The sequence below is a fragment of the Streptomyces sp. PA03-5A genome (genome assembly GCF_033792725.1).
In the GTDB taxonomy this organism is placed as follows: domain Bacteria; phylum Actinomycetota; class Actinomycetes; order Streptomycetales; family Streptomycetaceae; genus Actinacidiphila.
The window spans coordinates 38,725-54,626 of sequence record NZ_JARAVL010000004.1 but is presented as its reverse complement, the minus strand read 5'-3'; the positions used below and the strand labels follow the sequence as shown (position 1 = coordinate 54,626).

Here is a 15,902-nt window from a genome sequence, read left to right as displayed (position 1 = left end):
GCACCGGTACGGCAGGACCCCCGAAGGGAACACGCAGATGCACGGCTACGACCTGCTGGTCGTAGGGTCGGCCAACGCCGACCTGGTGATCCATGTCGACCGCCGCCCGGCGGCCGGCGAGACGGTCCTCGGCTCGGACCTCGCCACCCACCCCGGTGGCAAGGGGGCCAACCAGGCCGTCGCCGCGGCCCGCCTGGGCGCGCGCACGGCGCTCCTCGCGCGGGTCGGCGACGACGCCCACGGGCGGCTGCTCACCGGCTCGCTGAGATCGGCCGGCGTCGACACCACCGGCGTCCTCGGCGGCGACACCCCCACGGGGGTCGCGCTGATCACCGTGGACCCCTCGGGTGACAACAGCATCGTGGTGTCGCCGGGCGCCAACGCCCGGCTCACCGCGGCGGACGTGACCGGGGCGCGCGAGCTGCTGGCCGCCGCCCGGGTGATCTCGCTGCAACTGGAGATCCCCCTGGAGTCCGTGGCCGCCGCGGTGGCGACGGCCACGGAGGCCGGGACGCGGGTCGTACTGAACCCCTCGCCGCCCGCGGCACTGCCCCGGGAGGTGCTCGCCGGCTGCGACCCGCTCGTGGTCAACGAGCACGAGGCCCGCGTCCTGCTGGGCGCGGACGCCGGGGACACCCCTGAGGCGTGGGCGGCGGGGCTGCTCGCCCTCGGCCCGCGCTCGGTGGTCGTCACGCTCGGTGGAGCGGGCGCGCTCGCCGCGACGCCCGACGGCACCGTGCGCATGCCGAGCCCGCGAGTGGTGGCCGTCGACACCACCGGCGCCGGCGACTCCTTCACGGGGGCGCTGGCCTGGCGGCTCGGCGCGGGCGACGACCTGGTGACCGCCGTGCGGTTCGCGGTGCGGGTGGGCGCCGCCGCCGTCACGAAGCCGGGTGCGCAGGAATCCTTCCCCACCCTCGAAGAAGTGGGTCAGCTGTGAAGAAGTCCGGAATCCTCAACCGCCATCTCGCGGGCGCCCTCGCCGTGCTGGGCCACACCGACCTGGTCGTGGTCTGCGACGCGGGGCTCCCGATCCCTCCCGGGCCGATCGTCGTCGACCTCGCCTTCCGGGCCGGCACGCCGTCCTTCTCCGAGGTCCTCGACGGCCTGCTGGAGGAGCTCGTGGTGGAGGGGGCGATCGCGGCCAAGGAGGTCCGCGAGCACAATCCCGAGGTGACCGCCCAGCTCGACGGTGCCTTCCCGGACCTGGAACTGGTGCCGCACGAGGAGTTCAAGGCCCGCACCCGGCAGGCCCGCCTGGTCGTCCGCACCGGCGAGTCCCGGCCGTACGCCAACGTCATCCTGCGCTGCGGCGTGCCCTTCTAGCGCGTACATCCGTCCGGCTGCGGTCGGCGGGCCGGGCGGGCGATTCGCGCGTAGCGTCCCGACCATGAGCGACCGACCGCTGAAGGACGAGGTGCTGGAGGAGCTGGGGGACGACCGGCTCCGGGAGATCACCGAGCTGCTCGGGACCGACGCCGGACAGGCGCAGCGGGTCGTGGGGAGCGCGGTGGCCTCGATCACGGGGGTGCTGACCGACGACGCGGTGACGCCCGGCGGCACCGCGGAGCTGTGCCAGGCCATGGAGCAGGCCGCGAACGAGCCCGAGCCGCTGCCCGCGGCCGCCGTCGGCTTCGCCGGGGTGCAGGGCGGTACGGCACCGGAACCGGGCCGTGGGGTGCTGGCGGCCGTCCTGGCCAAGGTGGCCGCCCCGGCGGCGCGGGCGGTGGCCAAGCGGACCGGCCTCCCGGTCGAGGCGGTCACGGCGGCGCTGGAGACGCTGATCCCCGTGATGGCGTCCGTGCTGGCCCGGCGGGCCCGCGAGAAACGCTGAACCGCGGCGGAGCGGCGGACCGGGCGAGCGGCGGCAAGTGGTCGGACATGGCGAAAGGGGTCCGGCTGAGCCGGACCCCTTTGGCGTTCCCCTCCCTCTGCGCGAGACCCCGAGCCCCCTCCGGGTGCCGCGCTCTCCCCCACTCAAGACCCTTGCGAGGCCCCCCTCTGGGTCTTGACGCTACATAGACACACCGGCCCGGGGGATGGTTGCACGGCTTCCGGAAGAAATTTCCAGGGATTTCTCAGAGCACGTGCCGGCGGTACCTGTCGGCCGTCTCGGCCAGCACCTCGGCGCCGTCGCGCGCCCACAGCGCGGGGTTGAAGATCTCCACCTCGACGGCTCCCGCGTAGCCGGCGGCGTCCACCCGCTCGCGGAACCCGCGCAGGTCGACGCAGCCGTCACCGAGCTGGCCGCGGCCCAGGAGCACCCCCTTGGGGAGCGGGGTGACCCAGTCGGCGAGCTGGAACGAGGCGATCCGGCCGCCGGCGCCGGCCCGGGCGATGCCGCCGGCCGCCCGGTCGTCCCACCACAGGTGATAGGTGTCCACGACCACCCCGACCTGCTCCGCGGGGAAGCGCTCGGCGATGTCCAGTGCCTGGCCGAGGGTCGACACGACACAGCGGTCGGAGGCGTACATCGGGTGCAGCGGCTCGATCGCCAGGCGCACTCCGCGTTCCCGCGCGTACGGAGCGAGCTCGGCGACCGCGTCGGCGACGCGTTCACGGGCGCCGGCGATGTCGCGGTCCCCGGCCGGGAGGCCGCCGGAGACCAGGACGAGGGTGCCGGTGCCCAGGGCCGCCGCCTCGTCCAGGGCCGCCCGGTTGTCGGCGAGCGCAGCGGCGCGCTCGTCCGGGTCGGAGGCGGTGAAGAAGCCGCCACGGCAGAGCGTGGTGACCGTGAGCCCGGCTCCGCGCACCAGCTTCGCGGTCGCCTCGACGCCGTACTCCCGCACCGGCCCGCGCCACAGTCCGACGCCGGGGACACCGAGCGTCACCAGCCCCTCGACCAGCTCGGGGAGGGGCAGTTGCCGCACGGTCTCCTGGTTGATGCTGAGCCGGGCGAGGTCGCCGGAGGTCCGGTTGTCAGTGCGCAATGTCACACTCCGTACACGGAGAGGAGCCGGCTCATACGGGACGCGGCGAGCGCCGGGTCGGGGAACAGTCCGATCCGGTCGGCCAGTTCGTAGGCGCGGGCCAGATGGGGGAGGGAGCGTGCCGAGTGGAGACCACCGACCATCGTGAAGTGCGACTGGTGGCCGGCCAGCCAGGCGAGGAGGACGACACCCGTCTTGTAGTGGCGGGTCGGGGCGCCGAAGAGGTGGCGGGACAGCTCGACGGTGGGGTCGAGCAGCGCCCGGAAGCCCGCCGTGCCACCGGTGCCAGCGGGGTCGCCGGTGCCACCGGGGTCGCCGTCGTCCAGCAGGCGCACGGCCCGTGCGGCGAGCGGCGCGAGCGGATCGAAGACGCCGAGCAGGGCGTGGCTGAAGCCCCGGTCGTCGCCGGCGATCAGCTCGGGATAGTGGAAGTCGTCGCCGGTGTAGCAGCGCACGCCGTCGGGGAGGCGGCGGCGCAGCTCGACCTCGCGCCCGGCGTCGAGCAGGGAGATCTTGACGCCGTCGACCTTGCCCGGGTGGGCGGCGACCACCTCGAGGAAGGTGCTCGTGGCCGCGTCCAGGTCCGTGCCGCCCCAGTAACCCTCCAGTGCGGGGTCGAACATCGGGCCCAGCCAGTGCAGCACGACGGGCCCGGCGGCCTGGCGCAGGAGGTGGCCGTAGACCTCCAGGTAGTCGTCGGGCCCCTTGGCGACGGCGGCCAGCGCACGGGAGGCCATGAGGACGGCCCGCGAGCCGGCGTCCTCGACGACGGCGAGCTGCTCCTCGTAGGCGGCCCGGATCTCCGTGAGGCCGTAGGGGTGGCCGAACTCGGTGGACGCCAGTTGGTCGGTGCCCACGCCGCAGGCGATACGGCCGCCCTCGGCACGGGCCTCGGCCGAGGAGCGGCGGATCAGTTCGGCGGCCCCGGCCCAGTCCAGGCCCATGCCGCGCTGGGCGGTGTCCATGGCCTCGGCGACGCCGAGTCCGTGCGACCACAGGTGACGGCGGAAGGCCAGCGTGGCCTCCCAGTCCAGCGCGGCGGGCCGGTCGGCCGCGGTGCGGAAGGGGTCGGCGACGACGTGGGCCGCCGCATAGACGACGCGGCTGCCCGGCTCGTCCGCCGTCGCGGGGGCCCCGGCGTGGGCCGCGGGCTCGGTGCGCGGCCGGTAGGCGTACAGCTCGCCCGTCTCGGTGGGGAGGTGAAGGAGCGTCACGGTCACAGGGTCAGCTCCGGTACGTCGAGACGGCGGCCCTCGGCGGAGGACCTCAGGCCCAGTTCCGCGAGCTGTACGCCGCGGGCACCGGCCAGCAGGTCCCAGGTGTAGGGCTCGTCGAGGTGGACGTGGCGCAGGAACAGCTCCCACTGGGCCTTGAAGCCGTTGGCGAACTCGCCGTTGTCCGGGACCTCCTGCCACTGGTCGCGGAAGACCTCGGTGGCGGGCAGATCGGGGTTCCAGACCGGCTTGGGGGTGGCGGAGCGGTGCTGGGCACGGCAGGTGCGCAGCCCCGCGACGGCCGAGCCCTCGGTGCCGTCGACCTGGAACTCCACCAGCTCGTCCCGGTGGACGCGCACGGCCCAGGAGGAGTTGACCTGGGCGACCACGCCGCCCTCGAGCTCGAAGATCCCGTATGCGGCGTCGTCGGCCGTGGCGTCGTAGGGCTTGTGCTGCTCGTCCCAGCGCTGCGGCACGTGCGTGGTGGCGAGCGCCTGCACGGACAGCACGCGGCCGAACAGCTCGTGCAGGACGTACTCCCAGTGCGGGAACATGTCGACGACGATGCCGCCGCCGTCCTCGGCGCGGTAGTTCCAGGAGGGGCGCTGGGCGGACTGCCAGTCGCCCTCGAAGACCCAGTAGCCGAACTCGCCGCGGACGGAGAGGATCCGCCCGAAGAAGCCGCCGTCGACCAGCCGCCGGAGCTTGAGCAGGCCGGGGAGGAAGAGCTTGTCCTGGACGACGCCGTGGCGGACGCCGGCGGCGGTGGCCAGGCGGGCCAGCCGCAGCGCTCCGTCCAGACCGGTCGCGGTGGGCTTCTCGGTGTAGATGTGCTTGCCGGCGGCGATCGCCTTGGTGATCGCCTCCTCGCGGGCACCGGTGACCTGGGCGTCGAAGTAGATCTCGGTGGCGGGGTCGGCGAGCACGGCGTCCAGGTCGGTGGAGACCAGGGCGGGGTCCAGGCCGTGGCGGTCGGCGAGGGCGCGCAGCGCGTGCTCGCGGCGGCCGACGAGGACGGGCTCGGGCCACAGCACGGTGCCGTCGCCGAGGTCGAGCCCGCCCTGTTCGCGCAGGGCGAGGATCGAGCGGACGAGGTGCTGGCGGTAGCCCATACGGCCGGTGACGCCGTTCATGGCGATCCGCACGGTCCTGCGTGTCACGTGAGGTTCCTCTCTCCGGCGGGGCGCCGAGCGGCAGCAAGCGCTTTCCTCGCTCTACGCTAACCGCCGCCGAACACCTTCGACAAGGGGAAAGACTTCGGGAAGAAAGCGCTTGCCCACCGCCTGACGTGGAGACATCGTCCCGGTTGCGGGGACGCCGCCGCGTCCGGGGCACCCTCGCCCCGGCGGTCCCGCACACCCCGGCCCGCACGGTGGCCGGGGTGCGTGGGACCGCGACACGGGCGGGCGCCGGACGCCCCGGGGAGCCCTCGGCGAGGGTCGCCGGCAGGGCGCCGCACGGGCGCCCTGCCGCGGCCACCGCTCCCGAGCGCCAGCACGCCTCCCGGGCCGGGACCCTCGGCGCTACCGGATCGCGCGCGACGGGGGAGCCGGGACCGGGATCGCGAGCGGGGCAGGCCCCCGGCCCCGGTCGCACCTCTTGGCTCCCGAATGACGACAGAAAGCGCTTTCACCTAGAGTGACCCCAGGGCGGTGGAACGCCCTGCGCAAGGTGCTGTGCGACTCCGCTCCCCCACCGGCCCCCGAGGTGAGAGCATGTGCGGCTACGGGCGGACGGCCCGGGGAGGACCGACCCGGAGGAAACAGACAAGATGGCAGTGACCCTGGCCGACGTGGCGGCGCGCGCCGGAGTGTCCGCCGCAACCGTGTCGCGTGTCCTGAACGGCAACTACCCGGTCGCGGGCAGTACGCGCGAGCGGGTCCTGCGGGCCGTCGACGACCTCGACTACGTCGTGAACGGGCACGCCCGCGCACTGGCCGCCGCCACCTCCGACCTGGTCGGGGTACTCGTCAACGACGTCGCCGACCCCTTCTTCGGGCTCATCGCCAGCGCCGTGCAGAGCGAGATCAGCGGCGGCACCGAGCATCCGCCCGGGCTGCCCGCGGGCGCCGGGAAACTCGCCGTGGTCTGCAACACCGGGGGCTCCCCCGAGGCCGAGCTCAACTACCTGACCCTGCTGGAGCGGCAGCGTGCCGCGGGCGTGGTGCTCACCGGGGGCGCCGTGGAAGGCACCGGGCACAGCGCCGCCGTCGCCGCCCGCCTCGCCCGGCTCGCCGCCTCCGGCACCCGGATCGTCCTGTGCGGGCGCCCGCCCCTGCCGGAACTCGCCGAACTGGCCGGCCCCGCCGCGGACGCCGTGATGACCGTCGCCTTCGACAACCGCGGCGGCGCGCAGCGCCTCACCGAGCACCTGCTGGCCCTCGGCCACCGCACCATCGGCTACGTCGCGGGCCCCGCGGAGCGCAGCACCACCCGGCACCGCCTGGAGGGCCACCGTGCCGCCCTGGCCGAGGCCGGGCTCGCGGGCTCCCCCGCCGAGCTCGACCGCCTCACCGTGCACGGCTACTACGACCGCTCCTCCGGGTACGACGCGGCGCTGGAACTGCTGCGCCGCGAGCCGGGGCTGACCGCGGTCGTCGCCGCCAACGACACGGTGGCGCTCGGCGTCTGCGCGGCGCTGCGCGAGCGCGGGCTGCGCATCCCCGAGGACGTCTCGGTCGCCGGCTTCGACGACCTGCCCTTCAGCGTGGACGCCGCGCCCGCGCTCACGACGGTGCGCATACCGCTGCAGGAGGCGGGCGCCCGCGCCGGCCGCCTGGTCATGGGCCGCCAGGCACCGCCTCCGGGCGGCCTCGCGACCGTACGGACGGAGCTGATGGTGCGGGCCTCGACCGCGGCACCGCGAAGCGGCACATAAAAGATCCCGGGCCGGGCGGGACACCCGGCGCGCCGGCGCCTGTCCAGAACCACCCTCCACGGATACCTTTGACGCAGTCAAAGAATTTCCGCGAGGGGAACCGCCGTGGCCGTCCAGGAGATCCGGGCGTTCAACCGCTTCTACACCAACCTCATCGGCGCGCTCGACTACAGCCGCCATCTGCACACCCCGTACACCCTCACCGAGGCCCGCGTCCTGTACGAGCTCGCCCACGCCGCCGGCGGCGGGCTGGACGCCGCCGACCTGCGCACGGCCCTGTCCGTGGACGCCGGGCAGCTCAGCCGGATGCTGGCGGCCTTCGGGGAGCGGGGACTGGTGACCCGCGCGCCGTCACCACGGGACGCCCGGCGGCAGCGCGTGGAGCTGACCCCCGACGGCCGCGAGGCCGCCCGGCTCCTGGAGGACCGGTCGCGGGAAGCCGTCGCGACCATGGTCGGCGGGCTCGCCCCGGGCGACCGCGAACGCCTGACGGAGGCCATGCGCACCGTCCGCGACGTCCTCGGCGGTACCGCCGCGACAGGGACACCTCCCGGGCCGCGGGTCCGGCTGCGCGAGCCGCGGCCCGGTGACCTCGGCTGGGTGGTCCAGCGCAATGCCGAGGTCTACGCCGAGGAGTACGGCTGGAACGCCGAGTACGAGACCCTCGTCGCCCGGATCGTCGCGGACGGCCACGAGCGGGCGTGGATCGCCGAACTGGACGGCGAGCGCGCCGGCTGCGTCTTCTGCGTACGCACCGACGAGCCCGGCACGGCACGGCTGCGCCTGCTGCTGGTGGACCCGGCCGCCCGGGGCCACGGCATCGGCCGGCGGCTGGTCGACGCCTGCGTCGGGCACGCCCGCGCGACCGGTCGCCGCGAGCTGGTGCTGTGGACGAACGACGTGCTGGTCTCCGCCCGGCGGATCTACGAGGCGGCCGGTTTCGAGCTCGTCGGGGAGGAGCCGCACCGCAGTTTCGGCCGCGATCTCGTCGGGCAGGACTGGCGGCTGATGCTGTAACGTCCGAAAAGTGAAGCTCGCGTTCTCGACCCTCGGCGTGCCGGGGCTCCCCGTGCCGGACGTGGTCCGGCTCGCCGCGGAGCACGGTTACCACGGCGTGGAGCTGCGGGCGGGCCACGAGGAGCCGGTGCACAGCGGCCTGACGGAGCGGCAGCGCGCGGACGTGGCCGGGGAGTTCCGGGGCTCCGGTGTCGCGGTGCTGGCGGTCGCCTCCTACGTGCAGGTGGCAGCGCCGGGTGAGGACGCTCCGGCGCTGCGCGGCCTGCGCGACCACGTACGCCTCGCCGCCGACCTCGGCGCCCCCTACGTACGGGTGTTCCCCGGCGCCGGTGACGACGACGGGGACGCCGCCGACACCCGGGCGGCCCGCCGGCTGGCGGCGGTGGCCGCGGAGGCGGCGGACGCGGGCGTGCGGGTGCTGCTGGAGACCCACGACTCGCACCCGACCGGCGCGGACGTCGCGCGGATCCTGGGCCTGGTGGGTCATCACCACGCGGGTGCGCTGTGGGACGTGATGCACCCCTGGCTGGGTGGCGAACAGCCCGAGCACACCTACCCGGTGCTCGCCCCCTACCTGGGCTACGTGCAGGTCAAGGACGTCTCCTCGGCGCAGGACACCGCCCCGCTGCCGCTCGGCCACGGGGCGCTGCCGCTGGCCGGCACGGTGGAGGTGCTCAGCCGCGCGGGCTGGGACGGCTGGCTGTGCTGGGAGTACGAGAAGCTCTGGTACCCGCAGGTCCGGGCGCTGCCGGAGCTGCTGTCGCGGGGGCGTTCGCACCTGCTGCAGCTGCTCGGCGAGTCGGCCTGAGCCCGGCGCCCGCCCGGAGCGAGCCCAGCGACGTCACGGCGACGCCGCCCACCAGCAGCACGGCGGCCGCCCAGCGCAGCGGGCCGACGCCCTCGTCCAGCAGCAGGGCCGCCGAGGTCATGCCGAAGACCGGGACGAGCAGGGAGAACGGGGCCACCGCGGAGGCGTCGTACGTCCGCAGCAGGAAACCCCAGGCGCCGAAGCCGAAGACGGTGGTGACCCAGGCGACGTAGACGATCGCGCCGGCGCCGCTCCAGTCGAGGCCGCGCAGCGCGGCGGCGTCCGCGGCGGGGCCCTCGAAGACCAGGGAGAGGGCGAGCAGCGGCAGCGGCGGGACGAGGCTGACCCAGACCATCCAGCTCAGCGCGTCCGGCGGGGCGGCGCGCCGGGTGAGGACGTTGGACAGCCCCCAGAAGGCGGCGGCCGCGACGACCAGCACGAACGCGCCGAGCGGCCCCGAGGTGCCCTCGTCGTACGCGGCGACGCCGATCCCCGCGAACGCGACGCCCATGCCCGCGATCCGCAGCCGGCCGGGCCGCTCGCCCAGCAGGGCGACCGCGAGGAGGGCGGTGAAGACCGCCTGGACCTGCAGCACCAGGGAGGACAGCCCGGCGGGCATGCCCTGGTCCATGCCGATGAAGAGCAGGCCGAACTTGGCGACGCCGAGGACGAGCCCGACGGCCACGATCCAGCGCAGCGCGACGCCGGGCCGGCGGACGAAGAAGACCGCGGGCACGGCGGCGACGAGGAAGCGCAGGGCGCAGAAGAGCAGCGGCGGGAAGTGGCCCAGCCCGACCTCGATGACCACGAAGTTGACGCCCCAGACCGCGGCGACGAGGACCGCGAGGGCGAGGTGTACCGGTCGCATCGCTCCAGCATCGGGCACCGTACCCTTAAGCACCAGCGAGCATTACTGCACTGTCGGCTTCAGCGTTGCTGAATGGTGCGCCTCCGGCGCACGGGATGACGAGGTGAACGGATGCTGGACCTGGCCCGGCTGCGGGCGCTGCACGCCGTGCATGTGCACGGATCGGTGGGGGCGGCGGCCACGGCCCTCGGCTACACCGCGTCCGCGGTGTCCCAGCAGATCGCGAAGCTGGAGCGGGAGACCCGCACGACGCTCCTGGAGCGGCAGGGCCGCGGCGTGGCGCTCACCGAGGCCGCCCAGTTGCTGGCGGAGACCGCGCAGGAGCTGATGGCGATCGTGGAGCGGGCCGAGGTGGCGCTGGAGGAACGGCGCGGCCGCCCCACCGGGCGGCTGACCATGGCCGCCTTCCCGACCGCCGCGCGCGGTCTGCTCCCGCAGGTGCTGGCCGGGCTGACGGCCGCCCACCCGTCGCTGGAGCTGCGGCTGGTGGAGGAGGGTGCGCACCTGTCGGTCGACCTGGTCTCCCGCGGCGTCGTCGACCTGGCCGTGGTGCACGACTGGGACATCGCCCCGCTGCCCGCGCCCGAGGGCCTGGAGCGGGTGGTGATCGGCGAGGACCGCTGCGACGTGCTCGTCCCCGCCGGGCATCCGCTGGCGGCCCGCGCGGCACTGGTCCGCGAGGACGTCGTCGACCAGCGGTGGATCTGCCAGCCGCCCGGACACGTGTGCCACGACTGGCTGGTGCGGACCCTGCGGGAGGCGGGCACCGAGCCGGACCTGGCGTTCCAGGTCGCCGAGTACCAGACGCAACTGGCGCTGGTGGCGGCCGGGCTGGGGATCGCGCTGGTGCCGCGGCTGGGGCGCGGGCCGGTACCGGACGGGGTGGTCGTGGTGCCGCTGGAGCCGGCGCCCGTGCGGCGCCTGTACGCCTTGTGGCGGACCGGGGCGTCGCGACGTCCGGCCATCACGGAGACGGTTCGGGCGTTGCGCGTCCACTACCCCCGGGTCGTTGCCTGACCATGGGCGGATGTCATCCACCCGCAGGGAACCGTTTCCGTACCGATCCCGTCCAACCGGCGTGCTGCTGGGAAGCTTCCGCAAAGCGGTGTCGGTCGCGCTGCTGGCTGCGTCACTGACGACGCTCTCGGCCGCATGCGGCCGGCAGCAGCCCGCCACCGGTCTGCCCCCCTCCGACAGCGCCGGTGGCGGCCCCGCCCCCTCCGCGATCACCACCGTGCCCGCCGGCCCGGGCACGGCGGCCTCCGCACCCGCGGACCCGGCACCGTCCACCGCGGCGTCCCCGCCTGGGAACGGGGCGGTCTCCACCCGGCGCGTGTACTTCACCGAGACCACGCGCGGGGTGCCCGCGGTGCACACGGTCCTCGACGGCGAGCGCGACCTGAGCCGGTTTCCCGGCTACTTCATGAAGTCGGCGCCGCAGATCGCCGACGCCATCGCCCAGCGCGCCGCACGGACCGACTTCTCGCGCTCGGTCCTGGTCGCCTGGAGCCGCACCACCGGCTGCAACAGCACGAAGGACGCGATCCTCTTCCGCAGCGGCGACCGGCTGGTGCTCGGTCTCGCGCAGACCCCGATGGGCCAGTGCCTGGTCGCCAACCAGGTGGTGGCCGTGTTCGAGGTACCGCGCGACCGGATGCCGAAGCGGCCGCGCTTCGCGCAGGAGACGGACCCGCGGGCCGATCCGCCCGCCCCGGGGAGCACGCTGGCGTTCGGCGGTCTCGAGGACACCCGGGAGCCCGGCGGCCGCCGCAGCACCGAGGTCACCTCGTCCCGGCAGCTCGAGGCCTTCCTCGCCGGTCTGCCCCGCAAGGGGGCCGCCGCTCTGCGCGAGCAACTGGCACGGCATCCGCGGCGCGGTGACGAGCGGCGCTTCGGTTTCCTGCTGACGGGCTGCCGGCCCACCGGAGCCGTCCTGACCATCGGCCGGCGGGAGCTGTCGGCGTCCCCCACCGGGGACGAGACCATCCGCTGCATCCAGACCCAGCGCTACGCGGCGGTGCTCGCGGTGCCGTCCCGGCTCGTCCCGGCGCGTGCCCAACTCATTGACTGACAATAACTTTCCGGCTAAGCGTGTCTGCTTGAAGGTTTCTTTCAGCACGCCCCCCACCTCCTGCCGGAAGGAGTCCGTCATGCACAGCAGTCCCCATCCGTCCCGCCGTACGGTGCTCGGTGCCGCCGCGGCCGCCTCCACCGCCCTCGCCCTCGGCGTCCCGGGCACCGCGAACGCGGCCGCGACGGACCGCAGACGCGTCCGTGCGCTCATCGACCGCATGAGCATCGAGGAGAAGATCGGCCAGCTCTTCGTCATGCGCGTGTACGGCCATTCGGCCACCGCCCCCGATCCGGCCGACGTCGCCGCGAACCAGGCCGAGATCGGGGTCTCCAACGCGGCCGAGCTGATCGCCAAGTACCACGTCGGCGGCATCATCTACTTCGCGTGGGCCCACAACACCCGCGATCCGCACCAGATCGCCGACCTGTCCAACGGCATACAGCGGGCCTCCAGGATCCCCCTGCTGATCTCCACCGACCAGGAGCACGGCGCCGTCGCCCGGGTCGGCTCCCCCGCCACGCTCTTCCCCGGCGGGATGGCGCTCGGTGCGGGCGGCAGCACCGCGGACGCCCGGCGGGCCGCGGCCGTCGCCGGGGCCGAACTGGCGGCGATGGGCATCACCCAGGACTACGCGCCGGTCGCCGACGTCAACGTGAACCCCGCCAACCCCGTCATCGGGGTGCGCTCCTTCGGCGCCGACCCGAAGGCCGTCGCCGCGCTCGTCGCCGCCCAGGTGGAGGGTTACCAGCGGGCCGGGATCGTCGCCACCGCCAAGCACTTCCCCGGTCACGGTGACACCGGCACCGACAGCCACTTCGAACTGCCGGTCATCACGCACTCGCTCGAGGAATGGCGGCGTCTGGACGCCCCGCCCTTCCGCGCGGCGATCGCCGCCGGCATCGACTCGATCATGACCGCGCACATCCTGGTGCCCGCACTCGACGACTCCGGTGACCCGGCCACGCTGTCCCGGCCCATCCTCACCGGCATCCTGCGCGAGGAACTCGGTTACGACGGCGTGGTCGTCACCGACTCCCTCGGCATGGAGGGCGTGCGCCAGAAGTACGGCGACGACCGGGTCCCGGTGCTCGCCCTGAAGGCCGGCGCCGACCAGCTGCTCAACCCGCCGGTCCTGGAGACCGCCTGGCAGGGCGTCCTGGCCGCCGTGAAGTCCGGCGAGCTCACCGAGGAACGCCTCGACGAGTCCCTCACCCGGGTCCTCATGCTCAAGGCGCGGCGCGGGCTGCTCGACGACCCGTACGTCACCCACCGCGGCGTGGACCGGGTGGTCGGCACCCGCGGCCACCTGGCGGAGGCCGACCGGATCACCGGACACACCGTCACCCTGCTGGCGAACCAGGGGGCGCTGCCGCTGCCCGCGCACCGCCGGCTGCTGGTCGTCGGCGCCGACCCTGCCGCGCCCTCGGGCACCGGCGGGCCGCCCACCGCGGTGCTCGGCGCGGCCCTGGCCGGCCTCGGGCACACCGCGCAGGTCCTGTCGACCGGGACCGCGCCGGGCCAGGCCGTGATCGACCAGGCGGTGGCCGCCGCGCGGGACAAGGACGCCGTGGCGGTGGCCACGTACAACGTCACCGGGGCGTCGACGGGTCAGATCGCGCTGGTGGCCGCGCTCGTCGCCACAGGTGTGCCGGTGGTGCAGATCGCGATCCGCAACCCCTACGACGTCGCCCGGCTGGACGGGGTGGCCGCCGCGCTGGCCACCTACGGCTGGACGGACGTGTCGATGCGTGCGGCCGCACGGGTGCTGGCGGGCAAGGTACGGCCGAGCGGCAAGCTGCCGGTGGCCGTTCCGGCGGCGGACGACCCGGCGCGGACGCTCTACCCCGTCGGCTGGGGCCTGCGGTACTGAACCCGCCGCGCGCGGGGCGGCCCCTCCCGGGAACGGGTCACGCCACCTATCCTGCCGAAAACGGGCAACTCGCCCGGGGGGACGGGTGGGGGGCCGCCATGCGCGTGTTGTCCGGGCAACTCCTGGGTGCGGCATGGCTGGTCGCCGTGCTGCTCGCCGCCTGCTCGCCGGGCGCGGGCGGCACGGGCAGCAGCGCCGCCGGCCCGGACGTCCCGCCCGCCACGCACGCCGCGGTCTTCCTGGACCAGGGGGAGTGCGCGGCCGGCGACCCGGTGGGCTCCTACCGGGAGGTGGCGTGCTCGGACCCGGGCGCCCGGGCCCGGTTCGTCGGCCGGCTGTACGGGCTGCTGCCCGCCTCGCCGTCGCCCGCTCCCCCGCCCACCACACGGGCCGGCGACCGCTGCCCGCCGACCACGGACTTCCTGCTCACCGTCACCGCCGCCCGTCCCCAGGGGTACGCCTGCATGCGCAACCTGAAGGCCCCGCACCCAGGGGATCCCGGCGGGGGCGGCGGGCCCCGGACGATCGCGGGCGACTGCCTCTACAGCTCCCGGAAGGGACAGGTGAAGGAGACGCCCTGCGACGGGTCCGGGCCGCACGCCCCGCAGTTCCGGGTCGTGGAGCTGGCCCGCGAGCGCCGGTCCTGCCCCCGGGGGACGGCGCTGTACGTCGGGGTGGGCGGCGGGCCGGCGGGCGTGGGATGCGCCCGCCGGCTCTGACACCCGATCAGAAGGGCAGCCGGCCGGCGGCCTCGGTGCTCCGGTCGAGCTTGGCGTCGTAGGCCGCCAGCGGCTTGGCCGCCTCGGGGTCGGCACGTACGGCCGCGGGGGCGACACCGGCCCACTCCAGCACCTCGGCGGTGGCCTTCGCCTTGTCGGCCGCGCCCAGCGCGCCGATGACCGCGCCGTGGTTGGCGCCGGGCGCCCACATCACGTACGAGTCGTGCGCCCCTCGCGAGAGGCGGAACGGCTCGGCCCCCCAGGGGTCGTTCTGCCCGTAGACGAAGAGCATGCGCTCGGCGTGGTGGCGCACCCAGGTGTCGACGTCGTGCATCGCGCGGGGCTGGAAGCGCATCGGGATGGAACGCGGCACGTAGGAACGCGGCTGGTAGATCCCGGGGTAGCGCAGCAGGCCCTTCAGGTGCGGGGTCGCGAAGGTCGGAGCGCCGAGCTGCGTGCCCGCCTGGTAGTAGTACGGCGTGTAGTACTCCAGGCCCTGGTCGGTGTAGAAGTCGAAGCCGGAGACGGAGTCGACGAAGGAGTAGAGGGCGTCCGTGGTGGCGGTCGCCGCGGGCACGTCCGCGCATTCCGACTGCTGGTGGTACTGCCAGAAGGCCCACACCAGGTCCAGCACCACGTTCTCGTACGCCTTGTCCGCGCTGCCGACGGTGGTGAAGGTCAGCCCGTTGTCGGCGGCGTACTGCTGGTAGCGGGCGACGATCTCGCCGCGGCGGACGAGTGCCTCGCGCTGCACGGCGTTCAGCCGCGCCCGGCAGTCGGCGGTGCCGACGGTGCGGAAGAAACGGGTGTAGGCGGAGTCCTCGTCGTTGACCACGTCGTTGGGGGCGACGTAGGCGACGGTGCCGGCCATGTCGTGCGGGTAGAAACGGCGGTAGTACGTGGCCGTCATGCCGCCCTTGCTGGCGCCGGTGGCGAGCCAGTTCCCGGCGTAGATCCGGCTCAGCGCCCGGTGGATGCGGTGCTGGTCGCTGGCGGCCTGCCAGATGTCGAGCTTCGACCAGTCGGCGGGGGCGGGACGGGACGGGGTGAAGAAGCGGTACTCCATGGAGACCTGGTTGCCGTCCACGATCTGCGTCGGCTCGCGGCGGGAGGGGGTCGTGGAGAGGCCGTAGCCGGAGGTGTAGAACACGGTGGGCCGGTCGGTCCCCTTGTGCAGCACGGTGATCCGCTGCTGGAACGTCCCCTTGGACGGGTGCCGGTGGTCCACCGGCTGCGTGTAGTCGAGGACGAAGAAGCGGTATCCGGTGACCGGCTTCTCCTCGATCAGGCTCATCCCGGGTATCGCCAGGATGCGGTCCTTGATGTCCGGCTCGTCAGCGGTCGCGGTGGCGGCTCCACCGCCGGCGGTGCCTATGAGCAACACCAGCGCCAGCAGCCATCTGAGCGCGTTGCGCATGCCCCCTCCTTCGGGGTTCGACGGGCGTCGCCCGTGAACCTATGAGGAGGAAGTGGCCCGCCGCCAGGGGGCGTTGGGCAAAGAGCGGCGGCCCGGACCACCGGGGT

At 74.4% G+C, this 15,902-nt stretch carries 14 protein-coding genes and 1 pseudogene; 10 read left to right on the top strand and 5 right to left on the bottom strand.

The features are described 5' to 3' along the window. Positions 1 to 37 precede the first annotated feature (37 nt). The 3 genes from rbsK to PV410_RS06165 all read left to right on the top strand — a co-directional run bounded on the left by rbsK (position 38) and on the right by PV410_RS06165 (position 1,834). Entirely contained in the window at positions 38 to 940 is a 903-nt protein-coding gene (rbsK, locus tag PV410_RS06175) for a ribokinase (RefSeq protein ID WP_500322824.1), read from the top strand. Then, positions 937 to 1,326 (top strand): D-ribose pyranase, encoded by a 390-nt coding sequence (rbsD, locus tag PV410_RS06170; protein ID WP_499511972.1) that lies wholly within the window; start codon positions 937 to 939, stop codon positions 1,324 to 1,326. The genes rbsK and rbsD overlap by 4 nt, the downstream gene beginning before the upstream one ends. Before the next feature lie 64 nt (positions 1,327 to 1,390). Continuing rightward, on the top strand, positions 1,391 to 1,834 hold the full coding sequence (locus PV410_RS06165) for a DUF937 domain-containing protein (RefSeq protein ID WP_500322823.1): 444 nt from the start codon (positions 1,391 to 1,393) through the stop codon (positions 1,832 to 1,834). A gap of 244 nt (positions 1,835 to 2,078) precedes the next feature. On the opposite strand, the gene PV410_RS06160 is transcribed toward PV410_RS06165, so the two are convergent. Genes PV410_RS06160 through PV410_RS06150 form a run of 3 tightly spaced genes read right to left on the bottom strand, consistent with a single transcriptional unit; the run spans position 2,079 to position 5,304 of the window. After that, positions 2,079 to 2,930 carry a sugar phosphate isomerase/epimerase family protein gene (locus PV410_RS06160; protein ID WP_500322821.1) on the bottom strand — a complete coding sequence of 284 codons (852 nt, stop codon included), beginning with the start codon at positions 2,928 to 2,930 and terminating at the stop codon, positions 2,079 to 2,081. Positions 2,931 to 2,932: 2 nt separating this feature from the next. Next, positions 2,933 to 4,144 carry a dihydrodipicolinate synthase family protein gene (locus tag PV410_RS06155; RefSeq protein WP_500322820.1) on the bottom strand — a complete coding sequence of 404 codons (1,212 nt, stop codon included), beginning with the start codon at positions 4,142 to 4,144 and terminating at the stop codon, positions 2,933 to 2,935. Positions 4,145 to 4,146: 2 nt separating this feature from the next. After that, positions 4,147 to 5,304: a Gfo/Idh/MocA family protein gene (locus tag PV410_RS06150; RefSeq protein WP_500322818.1), complete on the bottom strand. Its 1,158-nt coding sequence runs from the start codon at positions 5,302 to 5,304 to the stop codon at positions 4,147 to 4,149. A gap of 611 nt (positions 5,305 to 5,915) precedes the next feature. Here PV410_RS06150 and PV410_RS06145 point away from each other — a divergent pair. The 3 genes and pseudogenes from PV410_RS06145 to PV410_RS06135 all read left to right on the top strand — a co-directional run. After that, on the top strand, positions 5,916 to 7,022 hold the full coding sequence (locus PV410_RS06145) for a LacI family DNA-binding transcriptional regulator (protein WP_500322816.1): 1,107 nt from the start codon (positions 5,916 to 5,918) through the stop codon (positions 7,020 to 7,022). A gap of 105 nt (positions 7,023 to 7,127) precedes the next feature. After that, positions 7,128 to 8,039, top strand: a complete 912-nt coding sequence (locus PV410_RS06140; protein ID WP_500322815.1) for a bifunctional helix-turn-helix transcriptional regulator/GNAT family N-acetyltransferase — start codon at positions 7,128 to 7,130, stop codon at positions 8,037 to 8,039. 10 nt (positions 8,040 to 8,049) lie between these two features. Next, a pseudogene (locus PV410_RS06135) lies at positions 8,050 to 8,703 on the top strand (sugar phosphate isomerase/epimerase family protein); the annotation flags it as partial. 10 nt (positions 8,704 to 8,713) lie between these two features. On the opposite strand, the gene PV410_RS06130 reads toward PV410_RS06135, so the two are convergent. After that, positions 8,714 to 9,715: an EamA family transporter gene (locus PV410_RS06130; protein ID WP_500322814.1), complete on the bottom strand. Its 1,002-nt coding sequence runs from the start codon at positions 9,713 to 9,715 to the stop codon at positions 8,714 to 8,716. 111 nt (positions 9,716 to 9,826) lie between these two features. On the opposite strand from PV410_RS06130, the gene PV410_RS06125 reads away from it, so the two are divergent. The 4 genes from PV410_RS06125 (at position 9,827) to PV410_RS06110 (ending at position 14,378) form a co-directional block, all read left to right on the top strand. Then, complete coding sequence (locus PV410_RS06125; protein ID WP_500322813.1) at positions 9,827 to 10,732, top strand: LysR family transcriptional regulator; 906 nt, start codon at positions 9,827 to 9,829, stop codon at positions 10,730 to 10,732. Between the two features lie 61 nt (positions 10,733 to 10,793). After that, the gene (locus PV410_RS06120; RefSeq protein ID WP_500322812.1) at positions 10,794 to 11,786 is read left to right on the top strand and encodes a hypothetical protein; all 993 of its coding nucleotides are present in this window, start codon (positions 10,794 to 10,796) and stop codon (positions 11,784 to 11,786) included. 79 nt (positions 11,787 to 11,865) lie between these two features. Continuing rightward, on the top strand, positions 11,866 to 13,659 hold the full coding sequence (locus tag PV410_RS06115) for a glycoside hydrolase family 3 protein (protein ID WP_500322810.1): 1,794 nt from the start codon (positions 11,866 to 11,868) through the stop codon (positions 13,657 to 13,659). Positions 13,660 to 13,757: 98 nt separating this feature from the next. After that, positions 13,758 to 14,378 (top strand): hypothetical protein, encoded by a 621-nt coding sequence (locus PV410_RS06110; RefSeq protein WP_500322808.1) that lies wholly within the window; start codon positions 13,758 to 13,760, stop codon positions 14,376 to 14,378. A gap of 7 nt (positions 14,379 to 14,385) precedes the next feature. Here the strand turns inward: PV410_RS06110 and PV410_RS06105 are convergent, their stop codons facing one another. Then, positions 14,386 to 15,795 (bottom strand): S28 family serine protease, encoded by a 1,410-nt coding sequence (locus PV410_RS06105; protein ID WP_500322807.1) that lies wholly within the window; start codon positions 15,793 to 15,795, stop codon positions 14,386 to 14,388. Positions 15,796 to 15,902 lie beyond the last annotated feature (107 nt).